A 26,493-nucleotide genomic window follows, 5' to 3' on the forward strand; every position below is an offset into this window, starting at 1 on the left:
GACGTGGGGTAGCAAAACCTCACGTTATCGCTTCCTGGTGTGGGCGAATGACCTTCGCAGCCGTTCGCCGTTTTGCCTGTCCTTTCTGGTGTCTGAGATGGCACAACGATTACCGATTCTACATTGTTCATCCGTCACGTCATGCGCATGTGTCGCTTCTGGCGGACAGCTGGGGTATCAGCCGTTTATACCGCGTAGATGCGAATATCATGCTCGCGGAAAGCCTCGCAATACTCTTTGCTGATATTGTCTTCTACCACGATAACGTCAATCTCACTGCTTTCGGCTACGACATAGCGGGCGACGGCGGGAATTTTATCCGCCGTGAGTGCGACGATAGTTTCATTGCACTGTTTGATTACCGCCCTTTTGAATTCACAATCGTTATAGTCGAATCCCGTCAGACCGGATTCGGGCGCCATCGCACACCCTCCCATAAATCCCTGATCGAAGAGGATCCCCTGGAGCTGGCTAATGGCCGATAAGCCAACGCAACCGCCTGAGGAGCGCTGGAGCTGTCCACCAAGCACAATAACGTCATAGAGCGGCTTTTTAAGCAGAACCGCGGCGATTTCCGGTGAGTTAGTCACCACCGTCAGCGACAGCTCCGCAGGCAGCGCCTCTGCCATTGCCAGATTCGTTGTTCCGGTATCAATAAAAATGCAGCTACCTGACTTAACCAGGCGTGCGCATTTTTGCGCGATGCTGCTCTTTTTATCCGCTTTTGTCCCTTTTCGTACAGTATAGTCCCCGGCTTCGGGCAGAATGATGACTGCGCCACCGTACACCTTTTTACAGATCCCCTCTTTACTCAACTCATGTAAATCACGGCGAATAGTGTGTTCTGAAACGTTCAGACGACTGGCCAATTCGGCGCAGATAACGCGCCCATTTTCCTGAAGGATCTGGCGAATGATCGCTTGTCGCTGTTCCGGAAAAGCTGCATAATCGAGCATTGTAGTTCCTGAATTAACAAACACTGAGCAATAAAAAGCATGATCGTGCATGACGGCGGTCCCTGTCAACGTCCTGATACCGGGAAGCGTAAAACATAAAGAGGTTGAAGATGAAGATTGCCCACATTGCCCTGTGGACACAGGATCTGGAAACGCAGGCGCGCTTCTGGCTTGATTTCTTTGATGCAGAAATCAATGAGAAATATTGCAGCAAGACTAATCCCGGATTTGAATCTTACTTTGTCCGGATAGGGGAGGAGATTGCTATTGAACTGATGAGCAAGCCCGGCCTTGTCCGGCAGAGCGCAGATAATAATACGACCGGCTGGGTGCATCTGGCGCTCTGCGTTGGCAGCAGAGCAAACGTGGATTTGCTGGCTCAGCGTGCTCAGGAGCAGGGAATTCTGGTCGGTGCGCCGCGTACCACCGGAGACGGTTATTATGAGGCCGTGATAAAAGATCCCGATGGCAATCTGATTGAGATTGTGGGATAAGCGCAGGCAAAGCCCCGGCGATGCAATGCCGTCTGGGGCGAGCACTATTTTACAATCACGGTTTCCACACTTTTATGAATCTCCCTCATAACTCCGTTTTCATTTTGCCCTCTAATCAGGCAAATTCTGACTCACTATACTGTCACTGGCTAACTAATTACCTGGTGTGAGCAATGAGTGAATTTGATGGTAACAGTGTCTTCCCACGGGGAGAGAAAAACGAAGCGTATGCCAAATATTTTACCGGTACCAGTTATCTGACGATGCTCTCCATGCAGGGTGTGGTTATCGGCAATGTGGCATTTGAGCCAGGCTGTCGGAACTTCTGGCATGTTCATCATAAAGGCGGGCAGATTCTGCTGGTGACTGGCGGAAGAGGTTGGTATCAGGAGTGGAATCAGCCTGCGCGTGAACTCAAAACCGGGGATGTCGTGCATATTTCCCCTGGCACGAAACACTGGCATGGCGCCGCACATGATAGCTGGTTATCCCATATTGCGGTCGAGATCCCTGCAAAAGACGCATCAAACGAGTGGCTGGAGCCCGTTTCTGACGATGACTATCGTTTGCTCCCTTGAGCTATGCTGATTGACATCGTGCAGACATGATCCCTGAGGAGGGTTGAATGGCTATGAATGTGAAAGGTTACGCCGCGCTGGCGGTAAAAGAGCCGCTGGTTCCACACAGTTTTGTCCGCCGCGATCCGCGGGAAGATGATGTGGTTATTGATATTTTATTCAGTGGCGTTTGCCATTCGGATATTCACAACGCTTTTAATGACTGGGGCGGCGCAACTTACCCCATGGTGCCCGGTCACGAAATTATCGGTCGCGTGGCGTATGTCGGGAAATCAGTTTCAAAGTTCAGCGTCGGCGATCGGGTCGGCGTGGGTTGCATGGTTGACTCCTGCCAGCACTGCAGCGCGTGTGAACAGGGGCTTGAACAATATTGTGAAGAAGGGAGCACCCTGACTTACAACGATATCGATCGTCATGACGGCTTACCGACCTACGGCGGCTACTCTGACAGGATTGTGGTCACGGAAAAGTTTGTCGTGAAGGTGCCGGAAACTATGGATTTACGCGGCGCCGCACCGCTTTTATGTGCCGGAATTACCACCTGGTCTCCGCTTCGCCACTGGAAGGTTGGCGAGGGCAGCAAAGTTGCTGTTGTCGGACTCGGTGGTCTGGGACATATGGCGATCAAGCTTGCAAAAGCGCTGGGGGCAGAAGTTACGCTGTTCACGCGCTCTCCGGGCAAAGAAGCCGATGCCAGACGTCTGGGGGTCGGTCATGTCGTGCTTTCAACAGATGACGCTCAGATGAAAGCAGCCGCGAATCAATTCGATCTGATTATCGATACGGTGCCTTACGTTCATGACCTGAACCCGTATATCCCTACGCTGGCGCTGAGCGGCACGCTGGTGCTGGTAGGTTATCTGGGAAGTCTGGATCCTTTCCTGAACAGTACGCCGCTGATTTTAGGCCGCAAATCGGTTGCGGGATCGGTGATTGGCGGTATTGCTGAAACCCAGGAAATGATGGACTTCTGCGGCAAGCATGGCATTACGGCCGATGTTGAGGTGATCAATATTCAGGAGATCAACACCGCCTGGAAACGGATGCTAAAAAGCGACGTGAAATATCGCTTTGTTATTGATATTGCCTCGCTGAAATAACGTTGAAGAAGACGCGGAGTACCGCGTCTTCCGCTTTACTGGGCGCGAGGTTGCGACGCAGGATTGTCGATATATAACGTCTGGCTTGGGAAGGCAAAATCAGCGCCGTGTGCCTGTACGATATCAATAATCTTCAGATAGACCTCTTGCTGGACGGCGAGCCACTCTTCCCATACCGTGGTTCGGGTGAAGCAGTAGACCATGATATTAAGCGACGAATCGCCAAAACCGTTGAAATAGACCAACAGCTTCTGCTGCTGATCTATCTTCTCATGGGTTTGTAGCATCTGGCGTACTGCATCAACGACTGCGCCGATTTTACCGGCATCCTCATACCGTAACCCGATCACCGTATTAATACGGCGGTTACTCATTCTGCCGGGATTTTCCACGCTGATGGAGGAGAAGATTGAGTTCGGTACATATAAAGGGCGATGATCAAACGTGTTGATTTTGGTGATACGCCAGCCGATTTCGGTAACCGTACCTTCGATATTTCTGTCTGGCGAGCGGATCCAGTCGCCGATGCTAAAAGGTCGATCAAAGTAAAGCATGATCCCGGAGAAAAAATTGCTCAGGATATCTTTACCCGCCATACCCACCGCAATACCGCCGATGCCGCCGAAGGTCAAAAGACCAGAGAGGCTCATCCCAAAATGTTCGCCATAGAGGAGGACAATGGCAATAATAATGGTGATCTTAATAATACGAGAGAGTATCCGGGCACTGGTCACGTCTCTGCCTTTCCCTATCTGCGTTTTTTCAAACTGGTTAATCAGCAAAAAGAGTTTCACCGTCAGAATAAGTGCAATCAGGGACGTGCAGGTAAAATCAATCACCCCGGATGTGATAAAGGTTATCTCATAACTGTCGATAAGGTTGTTCGCGATGCCGCCCGCAACGCTAATCATAATGGCATAAATCAGAAATTGCGCGGCGTGAAATATAAAACCTTTCTTACTGGTACGGCGATACACAATGCCCATCAGGACTAACGTGATGCCGCTGATTACAATGACGGCCAGATCAAACGCACTTTTGGTAAACAGTTCAGCGATCATGTCTGTCTTCTGCTCCTCCTGATAGTCGGTTCCCACGGGACAGCGATATTTTATGCAGATGAAATATTCAGTTCATTAATAAAAAGGAGCAAAGGATAGCAAAATTAGCTCTGGTTTGAGTCAGATGTATGTGATGTAGCCGCTATGCCGCAATTTCTGTAACAGACAGCGGCTTATTGTCATGATATTGTTATGGATAAGTAACGAGGCTTTCATCTGCGTAAGGACAATATCATGATCATGAGGAAGCTGAAGACGGCGAAGGGTAAGAAGTTTCTGCTGGGTCTGCTGACCGTATTTATCATTGCCGCATCGGTAGTGACGCGAGCCACGATTGGCGGCGTCATTGAGCAGTACAACATTCCACTGTCTGACTGGACGACATCGATGTATGTCATTCAGTCTTCGATGATTTTTGTTTACAGCCTGGTCTTTACTATCCTGTTGGCGATTCCGCTGGGGATCTACTTTCTTGGTGGCGACGACAAGTCCTGAATGACAAAAACCCCGCTTTGTTATAACGCCGATCCTTAACCGATCGGCATTACGAATTAGCGGGGCTTTTTAGTCACTCTTGCACTCAGTTAATCGTCTTCGTCGTCGTCCAGTTCAACTGGCGTCTGATACTGATCGGGCTTAATAACCAGCAGGTCACAGCGCAGATGGTCGACCACCTGCTCGGCAGTGTTGCCGAGGAACGCGGCGGAAAGTCCGGTACGGCCAACGGTACCAAGCACCACGATACCCGCCTGCAGATGTTCTGCCAGATCCGGAATCACTTCTTCCGGCAGGCCTTTCTCTACGTGAGTCATTTTCTCATCGATGCTGAATTTCTGACGTAGCGCCTTCATCGCCAGCAGATGCTGACCGCGAATGGCGTCGTTATAGACGCTGGGGTCGAATTCCGGCAGCTCAATGGCAATGTTGATTGGGGTAACGGGGTAGGCGCCAACCAGATGGACTTCGGTATGGTTAACCTGCTCAGCCAGTTGCAGGGTCTCTTTGACTAGTTTTTCATTCAGCGCATTGTGGTACGGCTCTTCGCTGGCGAGATTAACCGCGACCAGCGCTTTGCCGCCTTCCGGCCACGGCTGGTCTTTCACCATCCACACCGGGCTTGGACATTTACGCAATAAATGCCAGTCTGTCGGGGTGAAAATCACTGCTTCCAGCCGATCGTGTTGATGCGTCATTTTCAGCACCAGATCGTGTCCACCGCTGATCACTTCCTGGATGATGGCTTCGAAGGGACGGTTGTGCCAGACCACTTTGATATCAACAGGCACGCCCGCCTGGATATAGTATTTCGCCTGCTCGCGTATCCATGCCGTCCGCTGACTGATCACACCCTGGCGCATCGCCGTACGCTCGTCGGGTGACAGCAGGGTGGTCATTTCGTAGGAAAAGTCATAGATCGGCAAAAAGGCTTTAATCTTGCCACCAATCCGTTGATGCAAATACACCGCACGCCGTAAAGCAGGTTGGTCGTCCTGGTTTGGATCGATAACCACCAGCATGTTTTGATACATAGCCATACAGGGTCTCCTTACAACTGTCACCGCAGTTTGTAATTAAAAGAGTAACCCATATACGGTGATTGAAACAGGGCAGAACCTCCTGCCAGATCAATAAATCAGGAAAATCTATGCTATTTGACGATATCCTGTTCAATCAATACAATTTTCTGCGGTACCTGTCTGTCATTGTCCCCGCTTTATGAGTGGCTTTGTTTCCCATGTCGAAGACGGGAGGACCGGGTATTGTGACGGTGAGTCCATATCTGCCCGTTATTGTTAACGTTGATTGTTTTGGCATCCGTCTGCTGATAGATTCATGCACAAAAAGACAAGGAGTCAGAAATGAAAATTGGCTGGTCCGTTTTATTTTTCGTACCGTGGTTATCGGGATGTTCTGGCGGAAATGATTACTCTGAATCGAATATGAAACTATTTGCTGCGCTTTATGACTTTGAGCCATTAAAAGGCGAGGTCCGGGAAGCGCATTTCTCCATCCGCGATGAAACAGGCGAAAGTTTCCAGGAGATAGTGATAAAACTCGATCCGCATGGCTGCCTGACCAGCATGGATGTGGAAGGCACTCCCGTTGGCGCAGTAAGTCTGAAGAGAGAAGGGAACAGGATTGCGGGGACGGAAGATAACAAAAAGGTGACGTTTGAAACGGATAAAAACTGCATTATCCTGAATAAGAAAATGGATAACGGTGAGCTTGTCTCGTCGTTTTCCTATGATAAAAATAATACTGTCGTTTCTGTCATTAATGGAAAACCGCACAAGAGCTATCGTTATCGCTATCATCCTGACGGGAAAGAGATGGTCATTGACGTTATTGTCTCTGATGCCATTGTCGATAAAACGAAAATATCTTATTCCGATCCTGTCAATAAATATCTGGATTATTCAGCAAGATCAGATGGCCCTTTGTTGGGAGAAAGTGTGACAGAAATGTCGTGCAAGTATAAAAATAAGACGCCTGAGCGTTGTGATATTACGTACAAATTTCTTGATGAGGGTACCACAGCCACATTGCATATGGATATTCGTGCGACATTTTATGAGTAAAATGTTCAACAACTGAAGCGGCGACGCTGAGGTTGATAAGGAATAGCCTTCTGCCATATCGAAAATCTGAAAATTTAACGATTTGACAGAAGGGTAACTGACTACTTGTGGAAAAATTATGCAACGTTACGCGTGTGACCAGCAAGAATTGCCAGCGCGTCGCTGTTTTCGATGGTGATGTACTTACCTTTCACCGCCAGCATGCCGCTTTTCTGGAAACGACCCAGCAGTCGGCTGATGGTCTCAACCGTCAGGCCCAGGTAGTTGCCGATATCGCCACGGGTCATCGTCAGGCGAAATTCGCGTGGAGAAAAACCGCGCTGTGCAAAACGACGAGACAGGTTATAAATAAACGCCGCCAGCCGCTCTTCCGCGTTTTTCTTCGAAAGCAGCAGGATCATATCCTGGTCGCCTTTGATTTCACCGCTCATCAAACGCATCATCTGCTGACGCAGATTCGGCATCTTACCGGACAGGTCGTCCAGCGTTTCGAATGGGATCTCACAAACCATCGATGTTTCCAGCGCCTGCGCAAAGCTCGGGTGATGACCGCTCCCGATGGCATCAAAACCCACCAGATCGCCCGCTAAATGGAAGCCGGTGATCTGCTCATCACCCTGTTCGGTAATGGTATAGCTCTTAATGGTACCGGAACGAATAGCATAAAGTGACTTCAGTTCATCGCCGGCTTTAAACAGTGTCTGGCCTTTCTGGATAGGCTTTTTACGCTCGATGATATTATCAAGCTGATCGAGTTCATGCTCGTTAAGAGTGAACGGGATGCAAAGCTGGCTAATGCTGCAATCCTGGCAATGGATAGCACAACCGCCAGACTGAATGCGCCGTATAATTCGCTTTTCCGGGATCATAGGTCTGCTCAAGCCGTAATTGATATTTGTCAATTTTAACATCTTTTTGGTGTGCACGTAAGTCTGAGCTAACCGCAATAGCGGATAATTCACCCATCAGAGCGTGAAATATTTATATCTCTTTGAAAATAAGTGCTTTCTTTGCAGCCATTTTACATAAAAGTGTGAGCAGGAAAGCACAAATTGCCAGGTCACTACAGCAGAAGATAGCCCTCGTGGCGTAAAAGCCACTCTTTTCGCTGCACACCGCCGGCGTAACCGGTCATTGTGCCGTTGCGTCCAATAACGCGATGGCAGGGAACAACAATACTGATCGGGTTGGAGCCATTCGCTGCACCAACGGCGCGCGCCGCGCCGGGACGTCCCAGTTGTTCAGCCAGTTGACCATAATGCATCACCTGACCACTAGGGATGGTGCGTAGCACCTGCCACACGTCGCGTTGAAACGGCGTGCCTGCGGTTGCTGTTGGCAGGGTATCAATGACGCTGAGATTACCGGCGAAATAGTCATTTAGCTTATCGCACAGGCCGCCGGGATTCTTCGCCTTTACGCGTTCATATCCTTCGCGGCGGTAGTGAATATCCAGCAGTTCCGCCATGCGGTCACTGTGTTGCTCCCACTCAACGGCGCGCAGATGAAACTGTTCATCGCAAACTATCCATAGCGGCCCAAGAGGTGTCGCAATCTTATCTTCAAGTAATCTCAGCATCCGTTCACTCTTCATTCAGGCGGGGATAAATTCCCGGACCAATCGGTAGACCGACAAGATACCACGCCACTAACATCAGCAGCCAGACGCCTGGAAAGATAAGCAATACGTATTATCAGGTTTACCTTTAAGAAATGACTGGAAAAGCCCTTTGCGATATTTTGTCGTACCGGACATCCCGCTATTGGCGCTCGCTCTATTAATGAACCTCCGCAGCAGGGCAGTTATTATCAGCACCAGGAAGAACAGCTTAACGATCGCGCGCCAATACCGCCTGTCGGCGTGGTATGCGCAACCTTTTCGGCCTGCATCAGTCTGGTTGCAACGCGTGATTTTCTGAGCATTCTTCCTCAGAGAGCAGGGAGCGAGCCGCTGCTGGCGCATCATCTGGTGATGCTGCCGGTGAACGGGAGGTTACCGCAAGCAACCTGTTATCTTATTCAGCGCCATGAAAGTCGTCAGACGCCGTTGATGACACAATTTCGCCGGGAATGTGGGCATATTCAATCCTGATGCAGATAAAAAAATAGAGCCTGTCGACATCCGCCAGACCCTACAGTACACACAGCAGTATTCCATTATTTATTCCCGGACTATATCCACGTTTCGGGTAACAAATTTATAACAAGAGAAGAGAATATATACCAGTTTTGCTGAGTGATTAATTTCACAAAAAAATAAATTAAATCAGAGTAGTTAACTGACAATTAAATACGATTTCACTCCAGTTAAAATAAATACAAACTATTTATTACATGAATGTGTATTGAGTAGCCATTACTGGAAATAACTGTAAACCGTTGTCGGTGCCGGGGGGCGCGGTTATCATAGCTGCCGTCTTAACGCGCTGGAGGATGAATCATGAATCTTGACGACAAATCGCTGTTTCTTGACGCCATGGAGGATGTTCAGCCCCTGAAGCGCAACGTTGATACACACTGGCAGCCGGTTCGCAATCCGCGGACGCAGCCGCGTATGGATACGCTCCAGCTTGATAACTTTCTTACGACCGGCTTCCTTGATGTTGTTCCCCTTGACCAGCCTCTGGAGTTTCGTCGGGAAGGGTTGCAGCAGGGCGTGCTCGACAAACTCCGCACGGGAAAATACAGCCAGCAGGCAAGCCTCAATCTTCTGCGTCAGCCGGTGGAGTCGTGTCGCAAAATGGTGTTCAGCTTCATTCTGCAGGCGCAGCAGGATGGCTTACGTAACGTACTTATTATTCATGGAAAAGGGCGGGAAGATAAGTCACATGCCAATGTGGTACGCAGCTATGTCGCACGCTGGCTGACCGAGTTTGACGATGTGCAGGCGTATTGTACGGCGCTACCGCATCACGGCGGCAGCGGGGCATGTTACGTTGCATTACGTAAAACGGCGCAGGCGAAGCTGGAAAACTGGGAGCGCCACGCCAAGCGCAGTCGTTAATGCAGGAGCAGCGATAATTCCTGCGCGGCTTTTTGCAGTTCGGGCAGGACACGAGTACGCAGCTCTTCGGCAGAAACCTGCCCGGCGTGGACGCCAACGTTGAGTGCGGCCAGAACCTGTCCCTGCGCGTTGATCAGCGGTACGGCAAGGGATCGCAGCCCTATCTCCAGCTCCTGATCGTTAAGTGCATAGCCCTGCTGACGCACCTTTTTCAGTTCACTCCGCAGTGCTGACATCGAATCGACCGTCTGGGAAGTAAAACGAATCATCGTTATTCGACCCAGCAGGTCGTTCAGCTTTTCGTCGGAAAGATGACTCAACAATACCCGTCCCATTGAGGTCGCCCATGCGGGTAAGCGGCTACCGATATCCAGATCGATAGTCATAATGCGCGAGCTGGAGGCGCGGGCGATATAAAGAATGTCGTCGCCGTCGAGGGTGGCAATCGAACATGATTCGTTCAGCATTTCGCTAAGGTGTTTGAGCACCGGCTGCGTGGCGCGCGCCAGCGGCGTAGAGGCCAGGTAAGCGTGACCGAGCGCCAGGATCCGTGGGCGAAGCTCAAAATTTTTCCCATCTTCGGCATAGACAAAACCCAGTTTGCCCAGCGTGTAGAGACAGCGTCTCACCGCCGCACGCGGAATACCGGTTTTCTGGCTAATCTGCGATATCGACATCACCCGGCGTGCAGGTGTAAACGCCTGTATCACCTCCAGCCCGCGCGCCAGCGAGGCCATATAATTCGGATCGCCCTTAAACGGATCGGCCTCGTTGTTGAGTCGATCATCAGGATGTTTTTCCACTGTTTTTACCTCGTTGTTCGTCACAGATCACATTCTGCACACAAATATAAACGATGTTCGATAATCGCACCATATTTCGATTATCGCCCTTGATCGACTCCGTTATGTGGGTCACATTTTGTGCGAACAACGCATAAATGTGCGAAATACGCATAATAAGGAGCAACCTGATGATTGATAAAAGCGTCACTTCGCTGGAAGAGGCCATTACCGGGATCCCGGATGGCGCCACCATTATGATTGGAGGATTCGGGACGGCGGGACAGCCCACGTTTCTGATTGATGCGCTGATTGCTCAGGGCGCCCGCGACCTGACCATTATCAATAACAATGCCGGTAATGGCGAGGTCGGTCTGGCCGCATTGCTGAAGGCAAAACGGGTGCGCAAGATGATTTGTTCCTTCCCGCGTCAGGTGGATTCGCAGATTTTTGACGGGTTATACCGCCGTGGGGAAGTTGAGCTGGAACTGGTGCCGCAGGGGAACCTGGCGGCACGCATCCAGGCGGCGGGGGCCGGACTGGGGGCTATCTTTACGCCAACCGGTTTTGGTACGCCGTTGGCCGAGGGAAAAGAGACCCGCCGTATCGATGGGCGTGACTACGTGCTCGAATACCCAATCCACGCTGATTATGCCCTGATTAAAGCGCATCAGGCGGATCGTTGGGGAAATCTGGTGTACCGCAAAGCGGCGCGTAACTTTGGTCCGATCATGGCCACAGCGGCGAAAACGACAATAGTGGAGGTCAGCCAGCGGGTCGCGCTGGGTGAACTGGATCCGGAACACATCATCACGCCAGGCATTTTCGTACAGCGTGTCTTTTCCCTTGAAAATCTGAATCGCACCGCCCTGAGCGCCTGAGGAAGCACTGATGAAAAAATTATCGCGTGATGAAATGGCGCAACGTGTCGCCAGGGACATCCCGGAAGGGGCATATGTGAATCTGGGGATTGGTTTACCAACGCGTATAGCCAATTACCTCCCCGCAGATAAGGAGATCTTTCTGCACAGTGAAAACGGACTGCTGGGGATGGGGTCGAAGCCCGCTGAAGGCAAGGAAGATCCGGAGCTGATTAATGCCGGTAAAGAGTATGTCACGCTGTTGCAGGGGGGCTGCTTTTTTCATCACGGCGATTCCTTTGCCATGATGCGCGGCGGGCATCTGGATATCTGCGTGCTGGGTGCTTATCAGGTTTCCGCCTCCGGCGATCTGGCGAACTGGAGCACCGGCGCGGTGGATGCGATTCCGGCCGTGGGTGGGGCGATGGATCTGGCTATCGGCGCCCGCCAGGTCTTTGTGATGATGGATCACCTGACACGTGACGGACAGAGCAAGCTGGTGGAAAGCTGTAGCTATCCGTTGACCGGTGTGGGGTGCGTAAGCCGGATTTATACCGACCTGGCCGTTATTGACATTTTCAACGGCAGCCCGGTGGTTCGGGAAATCTTCAACGGTCTGTCATTCGAGGAGTTGCAGCGTTTAACGCCTGTCACACTTGGCTTTGAACAACTGGCGGAAAGCGCATAAGGAACTAAGATGAATCAGGCATTTATCTGCGATGCGATACGTACGCCATTTGGTCGTTTCGGCGGGGCGCTGGCAAGTGTCCGTACTGATGATCTGGCGGCGATCCCTCTGAAGGCGCTGCTTGCACGTAACCCTGGTCTTAATCCGGCGCTGATTGATGATGTGATCTACGGCTGCGCAAATCAGGCGGGAGAAGATAATCGCAACGTGGCGCGTATGGCGCTGTTGCTGGCAGGGCTGCCTGAATGCGTACCGGGCAGCACCGTCAACCGTCTGTGTGGATCCAGTCTGGATGCCATCGGCGTGGCGGCGAGGGCGATAAAAAGCGGCGAAACACAGTTGATGATTGCGGGTGGGGTGGAGAGCATGTCGCGCGCACCGTTTGTCATGGGGAAAGCGGAAAGCCCCTACAGTCGCAGTATGCAAATAGAAGATACCACCATTGGCTGGCGCTTTATTAATGCACAAATGAAAGCGCTTTATGGCGTGGATTCAATGCCGGAAACGGCAGAAAACGTGGCGCAGGAGTTCGGTATCAGCCGCGCCAGTCAGGACGCTTTTGCCCTGCGTAGCCAGCAGCGCACCCTGCTGGCACAGGAGCGCGGCGTATTTAATGCTGAGCTGACTCCCGTATCCGTCACACAACGAAAGGGCGATCCTCTGCTGTTTACCCGGGATGAACACCCACGGGCAACCTCCAGTGAGGCGCTGGCACGACTGAAAAGCGTGGTGCGGCCAGAGGGGACGGTGACCGCCGGGAATGCTTCCGGCGTGAATGACGGGGCGTGTGCGTTGCTACTCGCCAGCGAACGGGCGATGGCGCAAAACGATTTGCACCCACTTGCGCGTATTGTCGGCGTGGCAACGGCTGGCGTGGCACCGCGGATCATGGGGTTTGGCCCGGCGCCCGCGATTCGTAAAGTCCTGGCCCAGACCGGACTCACTCTGGCAGAGATGGACGTTATCGAACTGAATGAAGCGTTTGCCGCACAAGCGCTGGCGGTGATGCGCGATCTGGGGCTGCCGGACGATGCCCCACAGGTGAATCCCAATGGCGGGGCCATCGCTCTGGGGCATCCGCTTGGCGCTTCTGGTGGACGTCTGGCAATGACGGCGGCATATCAGCTACAGCGGATCGGGGGGCGTTATGGGCTTTGCACGATGTGCATTGGCGTCGGGCAGGGGATTGCGCTGATTATCGAGAGAGTTTAAGGAGAATTAATGACTTTGTTCACCCCGCTGATGCGCGGCTCTGCGTTAACGGAACCCTTTTCCGACAGCAATTTGGTGCAGAAAATGCTCGATTTCGAGGCGGCGCTTGCATGTGCCCAGGCCGAATGCGGCGTTATTCCGCCTTTGGCCGTCGCGCCAATAGCCAGCGCCAGCCGCGTCGAAAATATAGACATGACGGCGCTGGCTGATTCGGCCTCTTACGCGGGAAACCTGGCGATTCCGCTGGTGAAACAATTAACCGCGCAGGTCAGGCTGGTGGACGAAGAGGCCGCGCGTTATGTGCACTGGGGAGCGACCAGTCAGGATGTGATTGATACGGGAACGATCCTGCAACTACGCGAGGCGCTGGCTGGCACGCAGGGCCAACTCTCCCGATTAATCGATACCTTTGCTGAACAGGCGGCGCGTTACCAGCAGACGGTGATGCCGGGCAGAACCTGGATGCAGCAGGCGCTGCCGGTAACGTGGGGTCTGAAACTGGCCGGTACGCTCGATGCGTTACTGCGCTGGCAGACGCGTCTGCAACAACTGCTGCCGCGTCTGATGGTTTTACAGTTTGGCGGTGCTGCCGGAACCCTCGCTTCATTAAAAGAAGACGCCTTGCCGGTGGCGGAGAAACTGGCGCAGGCGCTGGGGTTAGCGTTGCCGGACACGCCGTGGCATACCCAGCGCGACCGTCTGCTTGAGGTGGGAGCCTGGTATGCGGGCGTTGGCGGAACGCTGGCAAAATTTGCGCAGGATTTTTCTCTGTTAATGCAAACGGAAGTGGCAGAGGTCAGTGAAGCGGATGCCCCCGGGCGGGGGGGATCTTCTGCGATGCCGCATAAACGTAACCCGGTCAGCTGCGCCTCGATTCTGACAGCGATGCAGCGTACGCCAGGATTGATGACAACGTTATACAGCTGTCAGCTTCAGCAACACGAGCGCGCATTGGGCGGCTGGCAGGCTGAATGGGAGGTCTTGCCGGAGATTATCATGCTGGTGGGACATGCGATGGAGCAGACGCAGCACCTGACGCAACATATGCAGGTTTTCCCGGACAAAATGCGTGAGAATCTGGATATCACCCGCGGACTGATGATGGCGGAATCGGTCACCCTGGCGCTTGCGGCGTTTATCGGTAAGGCGGATGCTCACCATGTGCTGGAATCGCTCTGTCGGCGGTCTGTTGAAGAGAATACACCGTTGCAGATGATGCTGGTGAACGAACCTCGCGTCACAGACTATCTCACCATTTCACAGATAGCCCGGCTCCTTGATCCGACCGGGGCTACGGGCAGCGCCGGGATTTTTGTCGAACGCGTATTGTCCCGCTATAAGGAACACCGGTATGGATCTTAATTATCGTATTGACGGACCAGAACGTGCGCCCGCAGTGGTCTTATCCAATTCTCTGGGGACCACGTTGTCGATGTGGGAGCCTCAGTTACAAACGCTGTGCGCCCGGTTTCGGGTTGTTCGCTACGACACCCATGGGCACGGGAAGACGCGAAAAACGGATAGCACGAGTCTCGAACAACTGGGGCAGGATGTGACCGATTTACTGGACCATCTGGAGATTGAAAAAGCGCATTTCTGTGGCATATCGATGGGCGGACTGACCGGATTGTGGCTGGCGCGTCACCAGTCGCAGCGGATGTTAAGCGTGACGGTGATAAACAGCGCCGCCAGAATCGGTAATGAAACAGGGTGGCTTGACAGGGCGAAAATGGTGCGTGAACAGGGGATGGAGGGGATTGCCGCAAGCGCGCCGGAGCGCTGGTTTACTCCGGCATTTCGCCTCTCATCACCGCAGACCGTCGCCACGCTCTGTACGCAACTCAATGAAACCTCAGCTGAAGGCTACGCCGCCTGCTGTGAGGCGCTGGCGAAGGCCGATTTGCGCGACGAGTTAACGGAAATTACGCTGCCGGTATTATTGATTGCCGGTGAGGACGATCCGGTCACCACCGTTGCTGATGCGCAGTTCATGCACCAGCGTATTTCTGGCTCGTCGCTGGTGACCGTCGGGGCATCGCATTTGTCATCGCTTGAAGCACCAGACGCCGTGAATGCGGCACTATTCCATTTTTTAGGAGGACAGCATGCAGGATGAAGAACGCTATCAGCAGGGAATGGCCGTGCGACGCAGTGTCCTGGGTGACGCGCATGTTGATCGCACGGTGCAGAATCTGACGCCTTTAAATGAAGAGTTTCAGGATTTTATTACCCGCTATGCGTGGGGCGATATCTGGAGTCGTCCGGGCCTGGATCGCCACACCCGTAGCCTGATCACCATTGCGATGCTAATTGCCCTGAACCGGGAAGCTGAGCTGAAGATGCACCTGAATGCCGCCTTCAATAACGGCGTGACGCGTGAGGAGTTGAAAGAACTGATTATGCACTCTGCGCTTTATTGCGGGTTACCGGCAGCGAATGCCACGCTGCACCTGGCCCGGCAGGTGTTTGATGAAAGAGACGCCGCAGGACAATCGTGTTAAGCAGCAAGAGGGTCAGGACGCGCAGGTTACTGATAAACCTGGCGTCCACATAACGCTATACCCAGCCTTTTTCTCTGAACATTTTCAGGACGATCACAAACTGCATCATCTCCTGCGGAGTCCCCAGCGTCAGACGGTTCCATCCCACCGCCGGTGGGAATTCTCTACCGACAAAAACATGATGTTCCTTCATCCGTTGCTGATAAGTTTTAACCTCTCCCGGTACTTTGTGGAAAATAAAGTTTGCCTGAGAGGGCAGGTATTCCAGCTTCAGTTCATCTAACGCATCGGTCACAATTTTTCGCGCTGTATTTGTGGATGAAAGACTGTTGGCAAGAAACTCACGATCTTCCAGTGAGGCAATAGCAGCGATGGCACCGGCCATGTTGGTATTGTCTAACGACATAAACGCCTCTATGTCCGCGAGGGTATCGGCATGCGCAACCGCATATCCGATCCGCAATCCTGCCAGCGCATAAATTTTAGAGAACGTTCTGGTCACAATGACGTTTTTATGGCCCTGCTTAACCAGATCTACAGCGCTTTTGAAATCAGGATGGGTGACAAATTCTGCGTACGCTTCATCCATGATAAACCAGGTATCACCGGATGCGGAGGTGACCCACGATGCGAGCTGGCTGGATGAGGTGATGGTGGCTGTGGGGTTATTGGGGTTACACAGATAGACCACGGAAACACCGTCAAAGCGCGCAACCGCCTGCTTCAGGCTGGCGATATCAAATTCAAGTTTGTCCGTAAGCGCGACTTTGACGACGTTGACGCCCAGCGAGGCGGCATACAGCTCTGCGTAATTGAAGGTCGGGTCCGGCACGACCACCTGTGCGGCTTTACCCGCCTTTTGCGCGTGGAAGACGGCCATCTGGACCGAAGCCTGAATAGACTCTGACGAACCGTTACCCAGGGAGATCTGTCCTGGCTCGACCTGATGCTGATGGGCGATTTTGCCAATTAATGTTTCTCTGGCCGCGTCAGGGTACCGATTCATCTGCGAAAGCGCATCCACAATAGCCTGTCTGGCCGCAGGAGACATCCCCGCCGCGTTCTCGTTGAAATTGAGCAGCAGCGGATGAGATTCGCCTGGGGGAGAAAGCGGGGTGACGCTCCCGGTCGTGGCTATTGTCTGCGCCTGGCTGGCGTTGGCGGTTCCCGTCAGGAAACGGCCCAGGGTCAGGCCGCCCAAAAGCAATCCTGAGGATTTGAGTAGTGTTCTCCGGTCCATGAAAAAGTCCTTAAATGAATGGTTATCTATAAATTATGCAAATCCATTCAAAACTACCGCTTTTGTGATGTCATGTAAATATCGGAAAGCTGCACGAACTTCAGGCGGCGAGCACCCGGTTCCTGCCATTATTTTTGGCCCTGTATAAGGCATCATCCACCCGCTTAAACAGTTCATCGAGGTTCTCATCGGGTTCATGATGAGCGACGCCGATACTGACGGTGAAGCGGGGAAGCCCCTGGATGCACATTTTCGCGACGGCGGCGCGAACGGACTCGGCAAGATCGAGCGCGATATCCAGCGTGGTACGGGGGAGCAGCAATACAAACTCCTCACCGCCCCAGCGGAATACCAGGTCACCCTCGCGCGCGCACTGCTCCAGAGTCCGGGATAAGGCGCAAAGCACCTCATCCCCCTTCAGATGGCCATAGAGATCGTTAATGCCTTTAAAGCGATCGGTATCAACCAGCAGCAGACAGTAGTCCTGCGATGACATCAGCCGCTGCGGATCCCCAGGTTCTGCCAGCTGGTAAAACTGTCGCCGGTTGAGTAATCCGGTCAGGGCATCCTGCATCGCTGCACGCCCCAGCTCCTGCTCAAGTCGCTTCTGCTCGGTGATATCATGGATAATGCAAAGCATCAGCCGATCGCCATAAATTTCAATGGGACCGGCGTAGGTCTGCACGTGGCGGGTCGTACCATCTGCAATTTTGTGAATGAAATTTAAGGGCTTATGCCCACCGGGCAGACGCGCGATCTCATGCATAACGGGCATAATATTCCGTCCTGACATGTTGATTTCCCAGGTATGCTTCTGACACATCGTTTCATGGTCGTAGCCATAAAAATTCAGGGCGGCGAGATTGGCGTCTACAATCAGGCCGTCTCTGGACGGGTCGATCAGTAACATCGGTGCGGAGTTGGTGAGGAAGAAGCGAGCATAAAATCCCTGCTTTTTACGCTGATAATTTGTTGAGCGGCTGGCTTTAAGTCCCTGCGCCGGAGGGGTTTCAATACCTTCAAACAGAATAACCTCGCCGTAAGGCGACAACATTTTAACCGACAGCTTGCAGGTCAGAGCGGCCTCCTGCGTACCGCGAAATACCGTCAGAATTTCAACGATATCCCGGTGGTTGCGCAGATCGATTAGATAATTCGACAAGTTAGCCTGCGCATGGGCGGAGAATAATCCGTTTCTGAGATGGCAAAAGGTGGCGTCCTGGGCTAACGCGCGTGCGGCGGCATTGGCAAAAAGGACTTCTTCCATTCCTGGAATAACGACCCAGACGGGGAGGGTTAAAAGATCTAACGCATTCAGGTGGTGTGTAGTCATCAGTTATCCTCTTTTATAATGTCATAGTGTATTACCCGGGCGTCATTGACGCAGGATGAAATCTGAGCCTGTGCGGTGAAGGAAGAAAAATTAGCTGAGGTTAGTGTGGCTAATGTTAGTGTTAGAGATGCTTATTATTGTAGTCAAAATTAAAACCGCTGCGAAATAGTGTCTTGCTGCTTAACGGGGCGGAAGAGAAATGTCACAAATCTTATGTTAATAAAGGCTGTTACTGAAATTAATGAGTGACTTAAGTTAAATTTTTACTTTATTATTCAGCGTAAAGTGAAACTTCTTCATTCTCTTATTGAATCATAAAATGCGTCTAAAAAGAGATGGAAAAGTGCATTTCAGATGCTATAAAAATAATACCCTTCTGATACATTTTTCGCAGGTTAAAAATGTTAAAAAACATAAGCGTCAGAACGTTTATTATTCTGTTTATGGTTATGGTTTTTATTGTTCTGAACGTTGTGCAATGGCTTCTTTCTGTTGAATTTAAGTCAGTGCTTTTTCTTAATATTATCTATCTCGTTTCAATATTATTTCTCTGGCTGTATATGACAATATATCTTGTCACACCGATCAATACCGTTAAAAAGAGCATTGAGGAGGTTACCTCCGGTAACCTGGCGATTAAAATTCCGGAATTTGGTAATAACTGTGCCGGAAGACTTATCCCAGGGATCAACAGCTTATCCAGCAATATTTCGACACTGGTCAGTGAGATCCGCAATTCGTCACAAACCGCGATGACGCTTTCTGAGCAGTTGGCCGCACGCAGCGCGGAACTGTCGGTGAAAACGGAGCAACAATCTGCCTCATTGATCCAGACGGCTGCCAGTATGGAGGAGATGGCCGCCAGCACGGGTAATAATGCTCATAATACTCGTCTGGCAAGTATTCAGGCAGAAACCGCAACCCAGAATGCTCGCAAAGGCGGCGAGCTCATGGGGCAGGTGTCTACGAATATGCGATCCATTACCGAATGCGCAGCGCAAATGACGGAAATTATTTCCCTGATTGACGGGATTGCGTTTCAGACAAATATACTGGCGTTAAATGCGGCAGTCGAAGCGGCACGGGCAGGGGATCACGGTAAAGGTTTTTCTGTTGTCGCAGCAGAGGTGAGGAATCTTGCCCGTCGCAGCGCCGATGCAGCAAAAAATATAAAATCGTTAATCGACGTTACTCATCAAAATGTTCGGCAAGGGGCTGCGATAGTCAGCGAAACGGAAAAAAATATGCAGGGTATTGTTGAGGGTTCTGGTCAGCTAAGTCAGCTAATCGGCGATATATCCTCTGCCACCCAGGAGCAGGAAAAGGGCATAAATCAGATTACGCAGGCGCTGAGTGAACTGGAAAAAGTCACCCAAAGTAATGCGCTTATGGTTGATGAATTGTCGGGCTCATCGGACGTGCTGAAGGCGCAGGTTGTCGACCTGCAAACAAAAACAAATAAATTCAGGTTAAGTGACACGCTGACCGTAGATCATCAGGAAAGCGTTCCTCGTTCGTTACCCGTTATTCGCCACTCCTTCTGACACTGTTTTGTGCGCCGATCTTGTCGGCGCTTTTCTTTATTATCCACCTGCTTTTCTGAATCATTTCAGCGTAATGGGAAAATGAGATATTGCTTAACACGAGCCGAAAGCTAGACTATCCAGGATAGGTTGTTGAATGTGGGGGCGATGTGGAAGCCATTAAAGGATCGGAAGTGAACGTACCGGACGCCGTTTTTGCCTGGCTGCTGGATGGCAAAGGCGGGGTGAAAGCGCTGGAAGATAATGATGTTGTCGACAGTTCACACCCGTGCTGGTTGCACCTCAATTATACCCATCCTGATAGCGCGCGATGGCTGGCAACGACACCGTTACTTCCTAATAATGTCCGGGATGCGCTGGCAGGAGAAAGTACGCGCCCGCGTATTAGCCGTATGGGAGATGGCACTTTTATCACTTTGCGCTGTATTAACGGCAGCACTGACGAGCGCCCGGATCAACTGGTCGCCATGCGGCTGTATATGGATGAGCGGCTGATTGTCTCTACGCGACAGCGCAAAGTTCTGGCTCTGGATGATGTGGTCAGCGATCTTCAGGAAGGCACCGGGCCGGTCGATTGCGGTGGGTGGCTGGTGGATGTCTGCGATGCGCTGACCGATCATGCCAGTGAGTTTATTGAACAACTCCACGATAAGATTATCGACCTGGAAGATAATTTGCTCGATCAGCAAATCCCGCCGCGCGGATTTCTGGCGTTGTTACGTAAGCAATTGATTGTGATGCGCCGCTACATGGCTCCTCAGCGTGATGCCTACGCGCGTCTGTCCAGCGAGCGCCTGCCGTGGATGAACGACGATCAACGCCGTCGGATGCAGGATATTGCAGACCGTCTGGGAAGAGGGCTGGATGAAATCGATGCCTGCATTGCGCGCACGGGCATTATGGCCGATGAGATCGCTCAGGTGATGCAGGAGTCGCTGGCGCGTCGAACCTACACAATGTCATTAATGGCAATGGTATTTCTTCCCAGTACCTTCTTAACCGGATTGTTCGGGGTTAACCTCGGCGGGATCCCCGGTGGGGGATGGCGCTTCGGTTTTTCATTGTTTTGTATTCTGTTAGTTGTTCTGATTGGTGGTGTTACTTTATGGTTGCATCGTAGTAAATGGTTGTAAAAAATGACCTTTTTATGGATTTTCATGGGTGAAAACGCGGTAAAATTTGAGCAAAGTCAATAAATCATCTACCCATTAGGAGCAATATCACTCTCGCAGGTGAATGCAACGTCAAGCGATGGGCGTTGCGCTCCATATTGTCTTACTTCCTTTTTTGAATTACTGCATAGCACAATTGATTCGTACGACGCCGACTTAGATGAGTCGGCTTTTTTTTTGCCTGTCGCTTCTGAGCGTCTACCCTGATAAGGGTAGCCTGAGATACCGGAGGGTAAAATGAACAGTCTGTTAATCTTGTTGCCGTTGCAAATGTTGCAATCCGATTCTGTACCGTCTGACCCGGTGCCCATTCCCAATCCCATCCCACGTCCACAGCCGATGCCCGATCCGCCACAGGAGGATGAACCGATTAAATTGTCGCATCGCAGGCTCAGATCTGCGAGGATACGCGCCTGCTGACTGTGAGTCGTTTACCGCGAGAATAAATTGTGACCGCTTTTTCAACCCTGAATGTTTTGCCCGCCGCCCAGCTTGAGAATCTGAATGAGTTGGGATATCTGACAATGACGCCTGTCCAGGCCGCTGCGTTACCGGCGATCCTGGCGGGGAAAGATGTTCGCGTGCAGGCAAAAACCGGCAGTGGCAAAACTGCGGCATTTGGTCTGGGTCTCTTACAGCATATCGACGTCGCGTTATTCCAGACCCAGTCGCTGGTGCTTTGTCCCACACGTGAGCTGGCCGATCAGGTGGCGGGGGAACTGCGTCGCCTGGCGCGCTTTCTGCCGAACACTAAAATTTTAACGCTGTGCGGCGGGCAACCTTTTGGCGCGCAGCGCGACTCTCTTCAGCATGCCCCGCATATTATTGTCGCGACACCCGGGCGCCTGCTCGATCACCTGCAAAAAGGAACCGTCTCTCTGGAGGCCCTGAATACGCTGGTGATGGATGAGGCCGATCGGATGCTGGACATGGGGTTCAGCGAAGCCATTGATGAGGTTATTCGCTTTGCGCCGACGTCACGCCAGACGCTGTTGTTTTCCGCAACCTGGCCGGAGGCGATTGCAGCGATCAGCGGGCGCGTACAGCAGGATCCGTTGACGATTGAGACCGACGCTGTCGATGCGCTTCCCGCTATTGAACAGCAATTTTTTGAAACACACGCAAACGGCAAGATCCCACTGCTGCAAAAGCTGCTCAGTCAGCATCAGCCTGCTTCCTGTGTGGTTTTCTGTAATACCAAAAAGGATTGTCAGGCGGTCTGCGATGCCCTGAATGCCGCAGGACAAAGCGCGTTATCGCTGCATGGCGATCTTGAACAGCGCGACCGCGATCAGACGCTGGTTCGTTTTGCCAACGGCAGCGCGCGGGTGCTGGTCGCGACGGATGTTGCCGCCCGCGGGCTGGACATCAAATCGCTGGAACTGGTTGTGAACTATGAGCTGGCATGGGATCCGGAAGTCCACGTTCACCGCATTGGTCGTACCGCACGTGCGGGAAACAGCGGGCTGGCTATCAGCTTCTGTGCGCCGGAAGAGGCGCAGCGTGCGAATATTCTCTCGGAAATGCTGCAACTCAAGCTGAACTGGCTCTCTGCGCCGGGTAATGTGCAGATTGTTCCGCTGGATGCGGAAATGGCAACCCTGTGCATTGACGGTGGTAAGAAAGCTAAAATGCGTCCTGGCGATGTGTTAGGAGCGTTAACCGGGGATATTGGCCTGGAGGGCGCAGATATCGGCAAAATTACCGTCCATCCGGCGCACGTCTACGTTGCCGTTCGCCAGGCGGTGGCACACAACGCCTGGAAGCAATTACAGAACGGTAAAATTAAGGGTAAGACCTGCCGGGTTCGTTTATTGAAGTAAATGTCAGGAGGCGTCTCAGAGCGTTATCTGAGACGCTGACCGCTTACTTCACTTCCACGACGTTCAGTCGTAATTCATCCCGTTGATTTTCATCTTCTTCCGGCTGCCATCCGGCGGGTTGCAGAGGGATTTCCTGACGATCGAACGCCAGATCGCCACCGTCAACGACGTCAGAACCGTGCTTAATTCCTTTAAAATCAAACAAGTTAATATCGCTCAGGTGCGATGGCACAACGTTCTGCATGGCGCTGAACATGGTTTCGATTCGTCCCGGATAGCGCCTGTCCCAGTCGCGCAGCATGTCTGCGATGACCTGACGCTGTAAGTTGGGTTGCGAACCGCAGAGGTTGCACGGAATGATCGGGAACGCTTTCGCTTCAGAAAAGCGCTCAATGTCTTTTTCACGGCAGTAGGCCAACGGACGAATGACGATATGTTTGCCGTCGTCACTCATCAGTTTAGGCGGCATCCCTTTCATCTTTCCGCCGTAGAACATGTTCAGAAACAGGGTCTGTAAAATATCATCCCGATGGTGGCCCAGCGCAATTTTTGTGGCCCCCAGCTCTGTCGCCGTGCGATAGAGGATCCCACGGCGCAGGCGGGAACACAGGGAACAGGTTGTCTTACCTTCAGGGATTTTCTCTTTGACGATCCCATAGGTATTTTCTTCAACGATTTTGTATTCAACGCCGAGCTGTGCCAGATACTCAGGCAGAATGTGTTCCGGAAAACCAGGCTGTTTCTGATCAAGGTTAACCGCCACCAGTGAGAAGCTGATTGGCGCGCTCTGTTGCAAATTGCGGAGAATCTCCAGCATGGTGTAGCTGTCTTTCCCACCGGAAAGACAAACCATAATACGGTCGCCATCTTCAATCATGTTGAAGTCGGCAATGGCTTCGCCCACGTTACGACGCAGACGCTTCTGTAATTTGTTCAGGTTGTACTGCTCTTTCTTGCTAATTTCTTGATTTTGCGACATTTAATGGTGGCTCAATTTATCGTGTGGCATCAGAGTCGTATGCATCACGCCGGAAAGTCCGGTCAAAGAAGTCTGATCGAATAACTGTGGCGTGTATGGTACGGATAAGCGAGAAAAATGTCAGCACATTTAGGTGGCGAGGAGCAGAACAGAAGAGGGTAAAAGGAAAAGCCCGCAATGCCTGCGGGCTAAAAAGTCAGCGAACGACCAGTACTGAGCACTCGGCATGGCGCACTACCGCAGCGGCGTTGGAACCCAACAAATAGGTGGTGATATCAGGGCGGTGTGAAGCAATAATGACCATATATGCCGGTAATTTTTTCGCCATATCCAGAATGACATCTTTAGGAGAACCTTCCGCCACATGAATATGCACGCGATCGGAAGGAATATTGAACTTCCTGGTAATCTCTTCCAGTTGAGATTTTGCTTCTGCTTTCAGATCGTCCATAGCCGGTAACTCAGAAGAGTAGGCCAGGCCTAATGAGGCGTAATAGGGCAGTGACGGAATAACTGTCAGAAAATGAACCTCCGCGTCATCAATTTTGGCTTCTGCCTCCACATGAGTAATAACGCGTTCAGTTAATTCTGAGTCTGAAATATCGACAGGAACAAGAATCGTTTTGTTCATAAAACCTCCTGTTTAAGTATCCATTTAAAGTGTAACGCCTTATCGCACTTTATGTACAATGACAGTCGTCACAATTTGGCATCACTTTTTCTTGATTTCAGCGAATTTACCTTTAATGACGCCATCATAAAATCGGCCCTTTGAGACGACGGTAAGAAAATCGCGAAAAATACGCGCCGGAACCCCTCGATATTGCAGGGTACCCGTTTGATGAAAACAAATTTCCAGCGTGGCAGAGCGTTCGTCATAGCCGATGGATGCAATTCGTGATGATTTGACAGGGTGGTGATTCATTGCGGGCATCCTCAACGGCAGTCATTTACAGGCAATATAGCATGTTACCGGTGCGGATTAAGAACCCGGCTCTAAGCAGCGCTTTGCTACAGACAAAGTGATGTTGTTTCAGGCGGAAAAAATAGCCCGCAGTTTCCCGCGGGCGTAGAGATGATGCAGATATTTAGAACTGATAAACCAGACCTAATGCGACAACATCATCAGTTGCGATGTCGTTGCGAGCGTAGAAGCTGTCATCTTCGTCCAGCAGGTTGATTTTGTAATCAACGTAGGTGGACATGTTTTTGTTGAAGTAGTAGGTCGCGCCAACATCTGCGTATTTCACCAGATCTTTGTCGCTGTCGACACCAACCAGATCTTTACCTTTAGACATCAGGAAAGAAACCGCCGGACGCAGACCGAAGTCGAACTGATATTGCGCAGTTACTTCAACGTTCTGAGTCTTGTTCGCGACATTATAGCCATTACCGCCATAAGGGGTCATGTTACGGGTTTCGGAGTACATGGTAGCCAGGTAGAGGTTGTTGGCATCATATTTCAGGCCAGCAGTCCAGGCGTCAGCTTTATCGCCACCAGCACTGGTGTGGTTGACCTGATCATTAGTACGGTCAGAAGAGGCGTACGCCGCGCTTGCGCTGAAGCCCATACCGAAGTCATAGGCGGTGGACAGGCCGAAACCGTCACCATTTTCGTAACGGACGTCGTTGTTATTTGCGAAATTACCATTAGCGTCAACGTTGGAACCACGGTTGCCAGTACCTTCCTGACTGTTGCTGCTATTTTCGTTAGCGCCCTGGTACTGTAGCGCGAAGTTCAGACCGTTAACCAGACCGAAGAAATCGGTATTACGGTAGGTTGCAACCCCGTTTGCACGGCCGGTCATAAAGTTGTCGGCTTTGGTGTAGGAGTCGCCACCGAATTCTGGCAGCATATCGGTCCAGCCTTCAACGTCGTACAGCACGCCGTAGTTACGACCGTAGTCGAATGAACCATAGTCAGCAAACTTCAGCCCTGCGAATGCCAGACGGGTCCAGGAGTTGTCGGTGTTGGATTCAGTATTGTTAGCCTGAATGTTATATTCCCACTGACCGTAACCCGTCAGTTGAGCGTTAATCTGGGTTTCCCCTTTAAAACCTAAACGAGCATAGGACTGATCGCCATCAACACCGCTATTATCAGAGAAATAATGCAGACCATCTACTTTGCCATAGAGGTCTAATTTATTGCCGTCTTTATTATAAACTTCGGCAGCATGAGCAGCACCTGCGGCTAACAGGGCTGGAATTACGAGGGCCAGTACTTTTCTTTTCATGGGAATAATCCTTTAGTTTTTTTATTACCTGTGACTCCCCATAGGAGGGGTGAAATTATGCTAAAGGAGAAGTTCCATAAAGAGATAAGTATCAATTGTTACGCTCTAAGTAAAACCTTAATAAAATAATTCTGTTGAAATGAGCATAATTTTGGTGAATGTTTTTATTATAAATATATAAAATAAAAATTATACAAATTAATTATGCTGCGATATTCTGCGCTGGTTATATGCCTTTATTGTCACGTTTTGCTTTTTCACTGGACCATTGCGATAAGTACTGATTTACCAGCGACTAAATTGACAAGCCCGAACTATCGTTCGGGCTTTTTTTTAGCAGTACGATAACC

Annotated in this window: 28 protein-coding genes and 1 pseudogene; 17 read left to right on the top strand and 12 right to left on the bottom strand. The window is 51.4% G+C overall.

The annotated features are described in order from the left end of the window. Positions 1 to 185 precede the first annotated feature (185 nt). Entirely contained in the window at positions 186 to 956 is a 771-nt protein-coding gene (locus C3432_RS23090) for a DeoR/GlpR family DNA-binding transcription regulator (RefSeq protein ID WP_103779288.1), read from the bottom strand. Positions 957 to 1,066: 110 nt separating this feature from the next. Here C3432_RS23090 and C3432_RS23095 point away from each other — a divergent pair, with 110 nt between their 5' ends. The 3 genes from C3432_RS23095 (at position 1,067) to C3432_RS23105 (ending at position 3,128) form a co-directional block, all read left to right on the top strand. Then, a complete protein-coding gene (locus tag C3432_RS23095; protein WP_103779290.1) occupies positions 1,067 to 1,450 on the top strand; it encodes a VOC family protein in 384 nt (127 codons plus the stop codon). Between the two features lie 173 nt (positions 1,451 to 1,623). Then, on the top strand, positions 1,624 to 2,028 hold the full coding sequence (locus C3432_RS23100) for a cupin domain-containing protein (protein ID WP_103779292.1): 405 nt from the start codon (positions 1,624 to 1,626) through the stop codon (positions 2,026 to 2,028). A gap of 47 nt (positions 2,029 to 2,075) precedes the next feature. Then, positions 2,076 to 3,128, top strand: a complete 1,053-nt coding sequence (locus tag C3432_RS23105) for an NAD(P)-dependent alcohol dehydrogenase (RefSeq protein WP_103779294.1) — start codon at positions 2,076 to 2,078, stop codon at positions 3,126 to 3,128. Positions 3,129 to 3,163: 35 nt separating this feature from the next. On the opposite strand, the gene C3432_RS23110 is transcribed toward C3432_RS23105, so the two are convergent. Beyond that, positions 3,164 to 4,189, bottom strand: a complete 1,026-nt coding sequence (locus C3432_RS23110; RefSeq protein ID WP_103779296.1) for a mechanosensitive ion channel family protein — start codon at positions 4,187 to 4,189, stop codon at positions 3,164 to 3,166. A gap of 234 nt (positions 4,190 to 4,423) precedes the next feature. Between C3432_RS23110 and C3432_RS23115 the strand changes: the two genes are divergently transcribed. Further along, entirely contained in the window at positions 4,424 to 4,684 is a 261-nt protein-coding gene (locus tag C3432_RS23115) for a DUF2534 family protein (RefSeq protein ID WP_103779298.1), read from the top strand. An 89-nt stretch (positions 4,685 to 4,773) separates the two neighbouring features. On the opposite strand, the gene uspE is transcribed toward C3432_RS23115, so the two are convergent. After that, on the bottom strand, positions 4,774 to 5,724 hold the full coding sequence (gene uspE / locus C3432_RS23120; protein ID WP_103779300.1) for a universal stress protein UspE: 951 nt from the start codon (positions 5,722 to 5,724) through the stop codon (positions 4,774 to 4,776). Between the two features lie 324 nt (positions 5,725 to 6,048). Between uspE and C3432_RS23125 the strand changes: the two genes are divergently transcribed. Next, positions 6,049 to 6,768, top strand: coding sequence for a YnfC family lipoprotein (locus tag C3432_RS23125; RefSeq protein ID WP_103779302.1), 720 nt, complete (start codon positions 6,049 to 6,051; stop codon positions 6,766 to 6,768). Positions 6,769 to 6,884: 116 nt separating this feature from the next. Here C3432_RS23125 and fnr read toward each other — a convergent pair whose 3' ends face one another. After that, positions 6,885 to 7,637: a fumarate/nitrate reduction transcriptional regulator Fnr gene (fnr, locus tag C3432_RS23130; RefSeq protein ID WP_146050883.1), complete on the bottom strand. Its 753-nt coding sequence runs from the start codon at positions 7,635 to 7,637 to the stop codon at positions 6,885 to 6,887. Between the two features lie 194 nt (positions 7,638 to 7,831). Continuing rightward, positions 7,832 to 8,347 (bottom strand): methylated-DNA--[protein]-cysteine S-methyltransferase, encoded by a 516-nt coding sequence (ogt, locus tag C3432_RS23135; RefSeq protein ID WP_103779304.1) that lies wholly within the window; start codon positions 8,345 to 8,347, stop codon positions 7,832 to 7,834. A 138-nt stretch (positions 8,348 to 8,485) separates the two neighbouring features. On the opposite strand from ogt, the pseudogene C3432_RS23145 reads away from it, so the two are divergent. Then, positions 8,486 to 8,860: pseudogene (locus tag C3432_RS23145) on the top strand (LysR substrate-binding domain-containing protein); the annotation flags it as partial. Between the two features lie 348 nt (positions 8,861 to 9,208). Further along, positions 9,209 to 9,772 carry a DNA endonuclease SmrA gene (gene smrA / locus C3432_RS23150; protein ID WP_103779306.1) on the top strand — a complete coding sequence of 188 codons (564 nt, stop codon included), beginning with the start codon at positions 9,209 to 9,211 and terminating at the stop codon, positions 9,770 to 9,772. On the opposite strand, the gene C3432_RS23155 is transcribed toward smrA, so the two are convergent. After that, positions 9,769 to 10,575 (bottom strand): IclR family transcriptional regulator domain-containing protein, encoded by an 807-nt coding sequence (locus C3432_RS23155; protein WP_103779578.1) that lies wholly within the window; start codon positions 10,573 to 10,575, stop codon positions 9,769 to 9,771. The two genes, smrA and C3432_RS23155, sit on opposite strands and share 4 nt — an antisense overlap. 170 nt (positions 10,576 to 10,745) lie before the next feature. Here C3432_RS23155 and C3432_RS23160 point away from each other — a divergent pair, with 170 nt between their 5' ends. The 6 genes from C3432_RS23160 to pcaC are packed head-to-tail and all read left to right on the top strand — an operon-like array spanning position 10,746 to position 15,815. Continuing rightward, on the top strand, positions 10,746 to 11,435 hold the full coding sequence (locus C3432_RS23160; RefSeq protein WP_103779308.1) for a 3-oxoacid CoA-transferase subunit A: 690 nt from the start codon (positions 10,746 to 10,748) through the stop codon (positions 11,433 to 11,435). A 10-nt stretch (positions 11,436 to 11,445) separates the two neighbouring features. Next, on the top strand, positions 11,446 to 12,102 hold the full coding sequence (locus C3432_RS23165; RefSeq protein WP_103779310.1) for a 3-oxoacid CoA-transferase subunit B: 657 nt from the start codon (positions 11,446 to 11,448) through the stop codon (positions 12,100 to 12,102). A 9-nt stretch (positions 12,103 to 12,111) separates the two neighbouring features. After that, on the top strand, positions 12,112 to 13,314 hold the full coding sequence (gene pcaF / locus C3432_RS23170) for a 3-oxoadipyl-CoA thiolase (protein ID WP_103779312.1): 1,203 nt from the start codon (positions 12,112 to 12,114) through the stop codon (positions 13,312 to 13,314). 9 nt (positions 13,315 to 13,323) lie between these two features. Then, on the top strand, positions 13,324 to 14,676 hold the full coding sequence (locus tag C3432_RS23175) for a 3-carboxy-cis,cis-muconate cycloisomerase (RefSeq protein WP_103779314.1): 1,353 nt from the start codon (positions 13,324 to 13,326) through the stop codon (positions 14,674 to 14,676). Beyond that, positions 14,666 to 15,430, top strand: a complete 765-nt coding sequence (gene pcaD, locus C3432_RS23180; protein ID WP_103779316.1) for a 3-oxoadipate enol-lactonase — start codon at positions 14,666 to 14,668, stop codon at positions 15,428 to 15,430. The genes C3432_RS23175 and pcaD overlap by 11 nt, the downstream gene beginning before the upstream one ends. Further along, positions 15,420 to 15,815, top strand: a complete 396-nt coding sequence (gene pcaC / locus C3432_RS23185; RefSeq protein ID WP_103779318.1) for a 4-carboxymuconolactone decarboxylase — start codon at positions 15,420 to 15,422, stop codon at positions 15,813 to 15,815. Before pcaD ends, pcaC begins: the two co-directional genes overlap by 11 nt. A gap of 55 nt (positions 15,816 to 15,870) precedes the next feature. Here pcaC and C3432_RS23190 read toward each other — a convergent pair whose 3' ends face one another. Continuing rightward, a complete protein-coding gene (locus tag C3432_RS23190; protein ID WP_103779320.1) occupies positions 15,871 to 17,055 on the bottom strand; it encodes a pyridoxal phosphate-dependent aminotransferase in 1,185 nt (394 codons plus the stop codon). A 100-nt stretch (positions 17,056 to 17,155) separates the two neighbouring features. Then, the gene (locus tag C3432_RS23195) at positions 17,156 to 18,388 is read right to left on the bottom strand and encodes a GGDEF domain-containing protein (protein WP_103779322.1); all 1,233 of its coding nucleotides are present in this window, start codon (positions 18,386 to 18,388) and stop codon (positions 17,156 to 17,158) included. A 401-nt stretch (positions 18,389 to 18,789) separates the two neighbouring features. On the opposite strand from C3432_RS23195, the gene C3432_RS23200 reads away from it, so the two are divergent. The 4 genes from C3432_RS23200 to dbpA all read left to right on the top strand — a co-directional run bounded on the left by C3432_RS23200 (position 18,790) and on the right by dbpA (position 22,927). After that, on the top strand, positions 18,790 to 19,932 hold the full coding sequence (locus C3432_RS23200; protein WP_103779324.1) for a methyl-accepting chemotaxis protein: 1,143 nt from the start codon (positions 18,790 to 18,792) through the stop codon (positions 19,930 to 19,932). Between the two features lie 149 nt (positions 19,933 to 20,081). Next, positions 20,082 to 21,065, top strand: coding sequence for a zinc transporter ZntB (gene zntB / locus C3432_RS23205; protein ID WP_103779326.1), 984 nt, complete (start codon positions 20,082 to 20,084; stop codon positions 21,063 to 21,065). Between the two features lie 276 nt (positions 21,066 to 21,341). Then, positions 21,342 to 21,524, top strand: a complete 183-nt coding sequence (gene ynaL, locus C3432_RS28465; RefSeq protein WP_103779328.1) for a proline-rich small protein YnaL — start codon at positions 21,342 to 21,344, stop codon at positions 21,522 to 21,524. A 29-nt stretch (positions 21,525 to 21,553) separates the two neighbouring features. Then, positions 21,554 to 22,927 carry an ATP-dependent RNA helicase DbpA gene (gene dbpA / locus C3432_RS23215; RefSeq protein ID WP_103779330.1) on the top strand — a complete coding sequence of 458 codons (1,374 nt, stop codon included), beginning with the start codon at positions 21,554 to 21,556 and terminating at the stop codon, positions 22,925 to 22,927. Positions 22,928 to 22,970: 43 nt separating this feature from the next. Here the strand turns inward: dbpA and ttcA are convergent, their stop codons facing one another. From ttcA to ompC, 4 genes are all read right to left on the bottom strand, one after another. Further along, positions 22,971 to 23,906 (bottom strand): tRNA 2-thiocytidine(32) synthetase TtcA, encoded by a 936-nt coding sequence (gene ttcA, locus C3432_RS23220; protein WP_103779332.1) that lies wholly within the window; start codon positions 23,904 to 23,906, stop codon positions 22,971 to 22,973. A gap of 196 nt (positions 23,907 to 24,102) precedes the next feature. After that, the gene (uspF, locus tag C3432_RS23225; protein WP_103779334.1) at positions 24,103 to 24,537 is read right to left on the bottom strand and encodes a universal stress protein UspF; all 435 of its coding nucleotides are present in this window, start codon (positions 24,535 to 24,537) and stop codon (positions 24,103 to 24,105) included. Between the two features lie 81 nt (positions 24,538 to 24,618). Further along, entirely contained in the window at positions 24,619 to 24,831 is a 213-nt protein-coding gene (locus C3432_RS23230; protein ID WP_103779336.1) for a KTSC domain-containing protein, read from the bottom strand. Between the two features lie 163 nt (positions 24,832 to 24,994). Next, on the bottom strand, positions 24,995 to 26,143 hold the full coding sequence (gene ompC / locus C3432_RS23235; RefSeq protein ID WP_103779338.1) for a porin OmpC: 1,149 nt from the start codon (positions 26,141 to 26,143) through the stop codon (positions 24,995 to 24,997). Between the last annotated feature and the right edge of the window lie 350 nt (positions 26,144 to 26,493).

Origin of the sequence: Citrobacter amalonaticus, from assembly GCF_002918555.1 — a bacterium.
GTDB lineage: Bacteria > Pseudomonadota > Gammaproteobacteria > Enterobacterales > Enterobacteriaceae > Citrobacter_C > Citrobacter_C amalonaticus_A.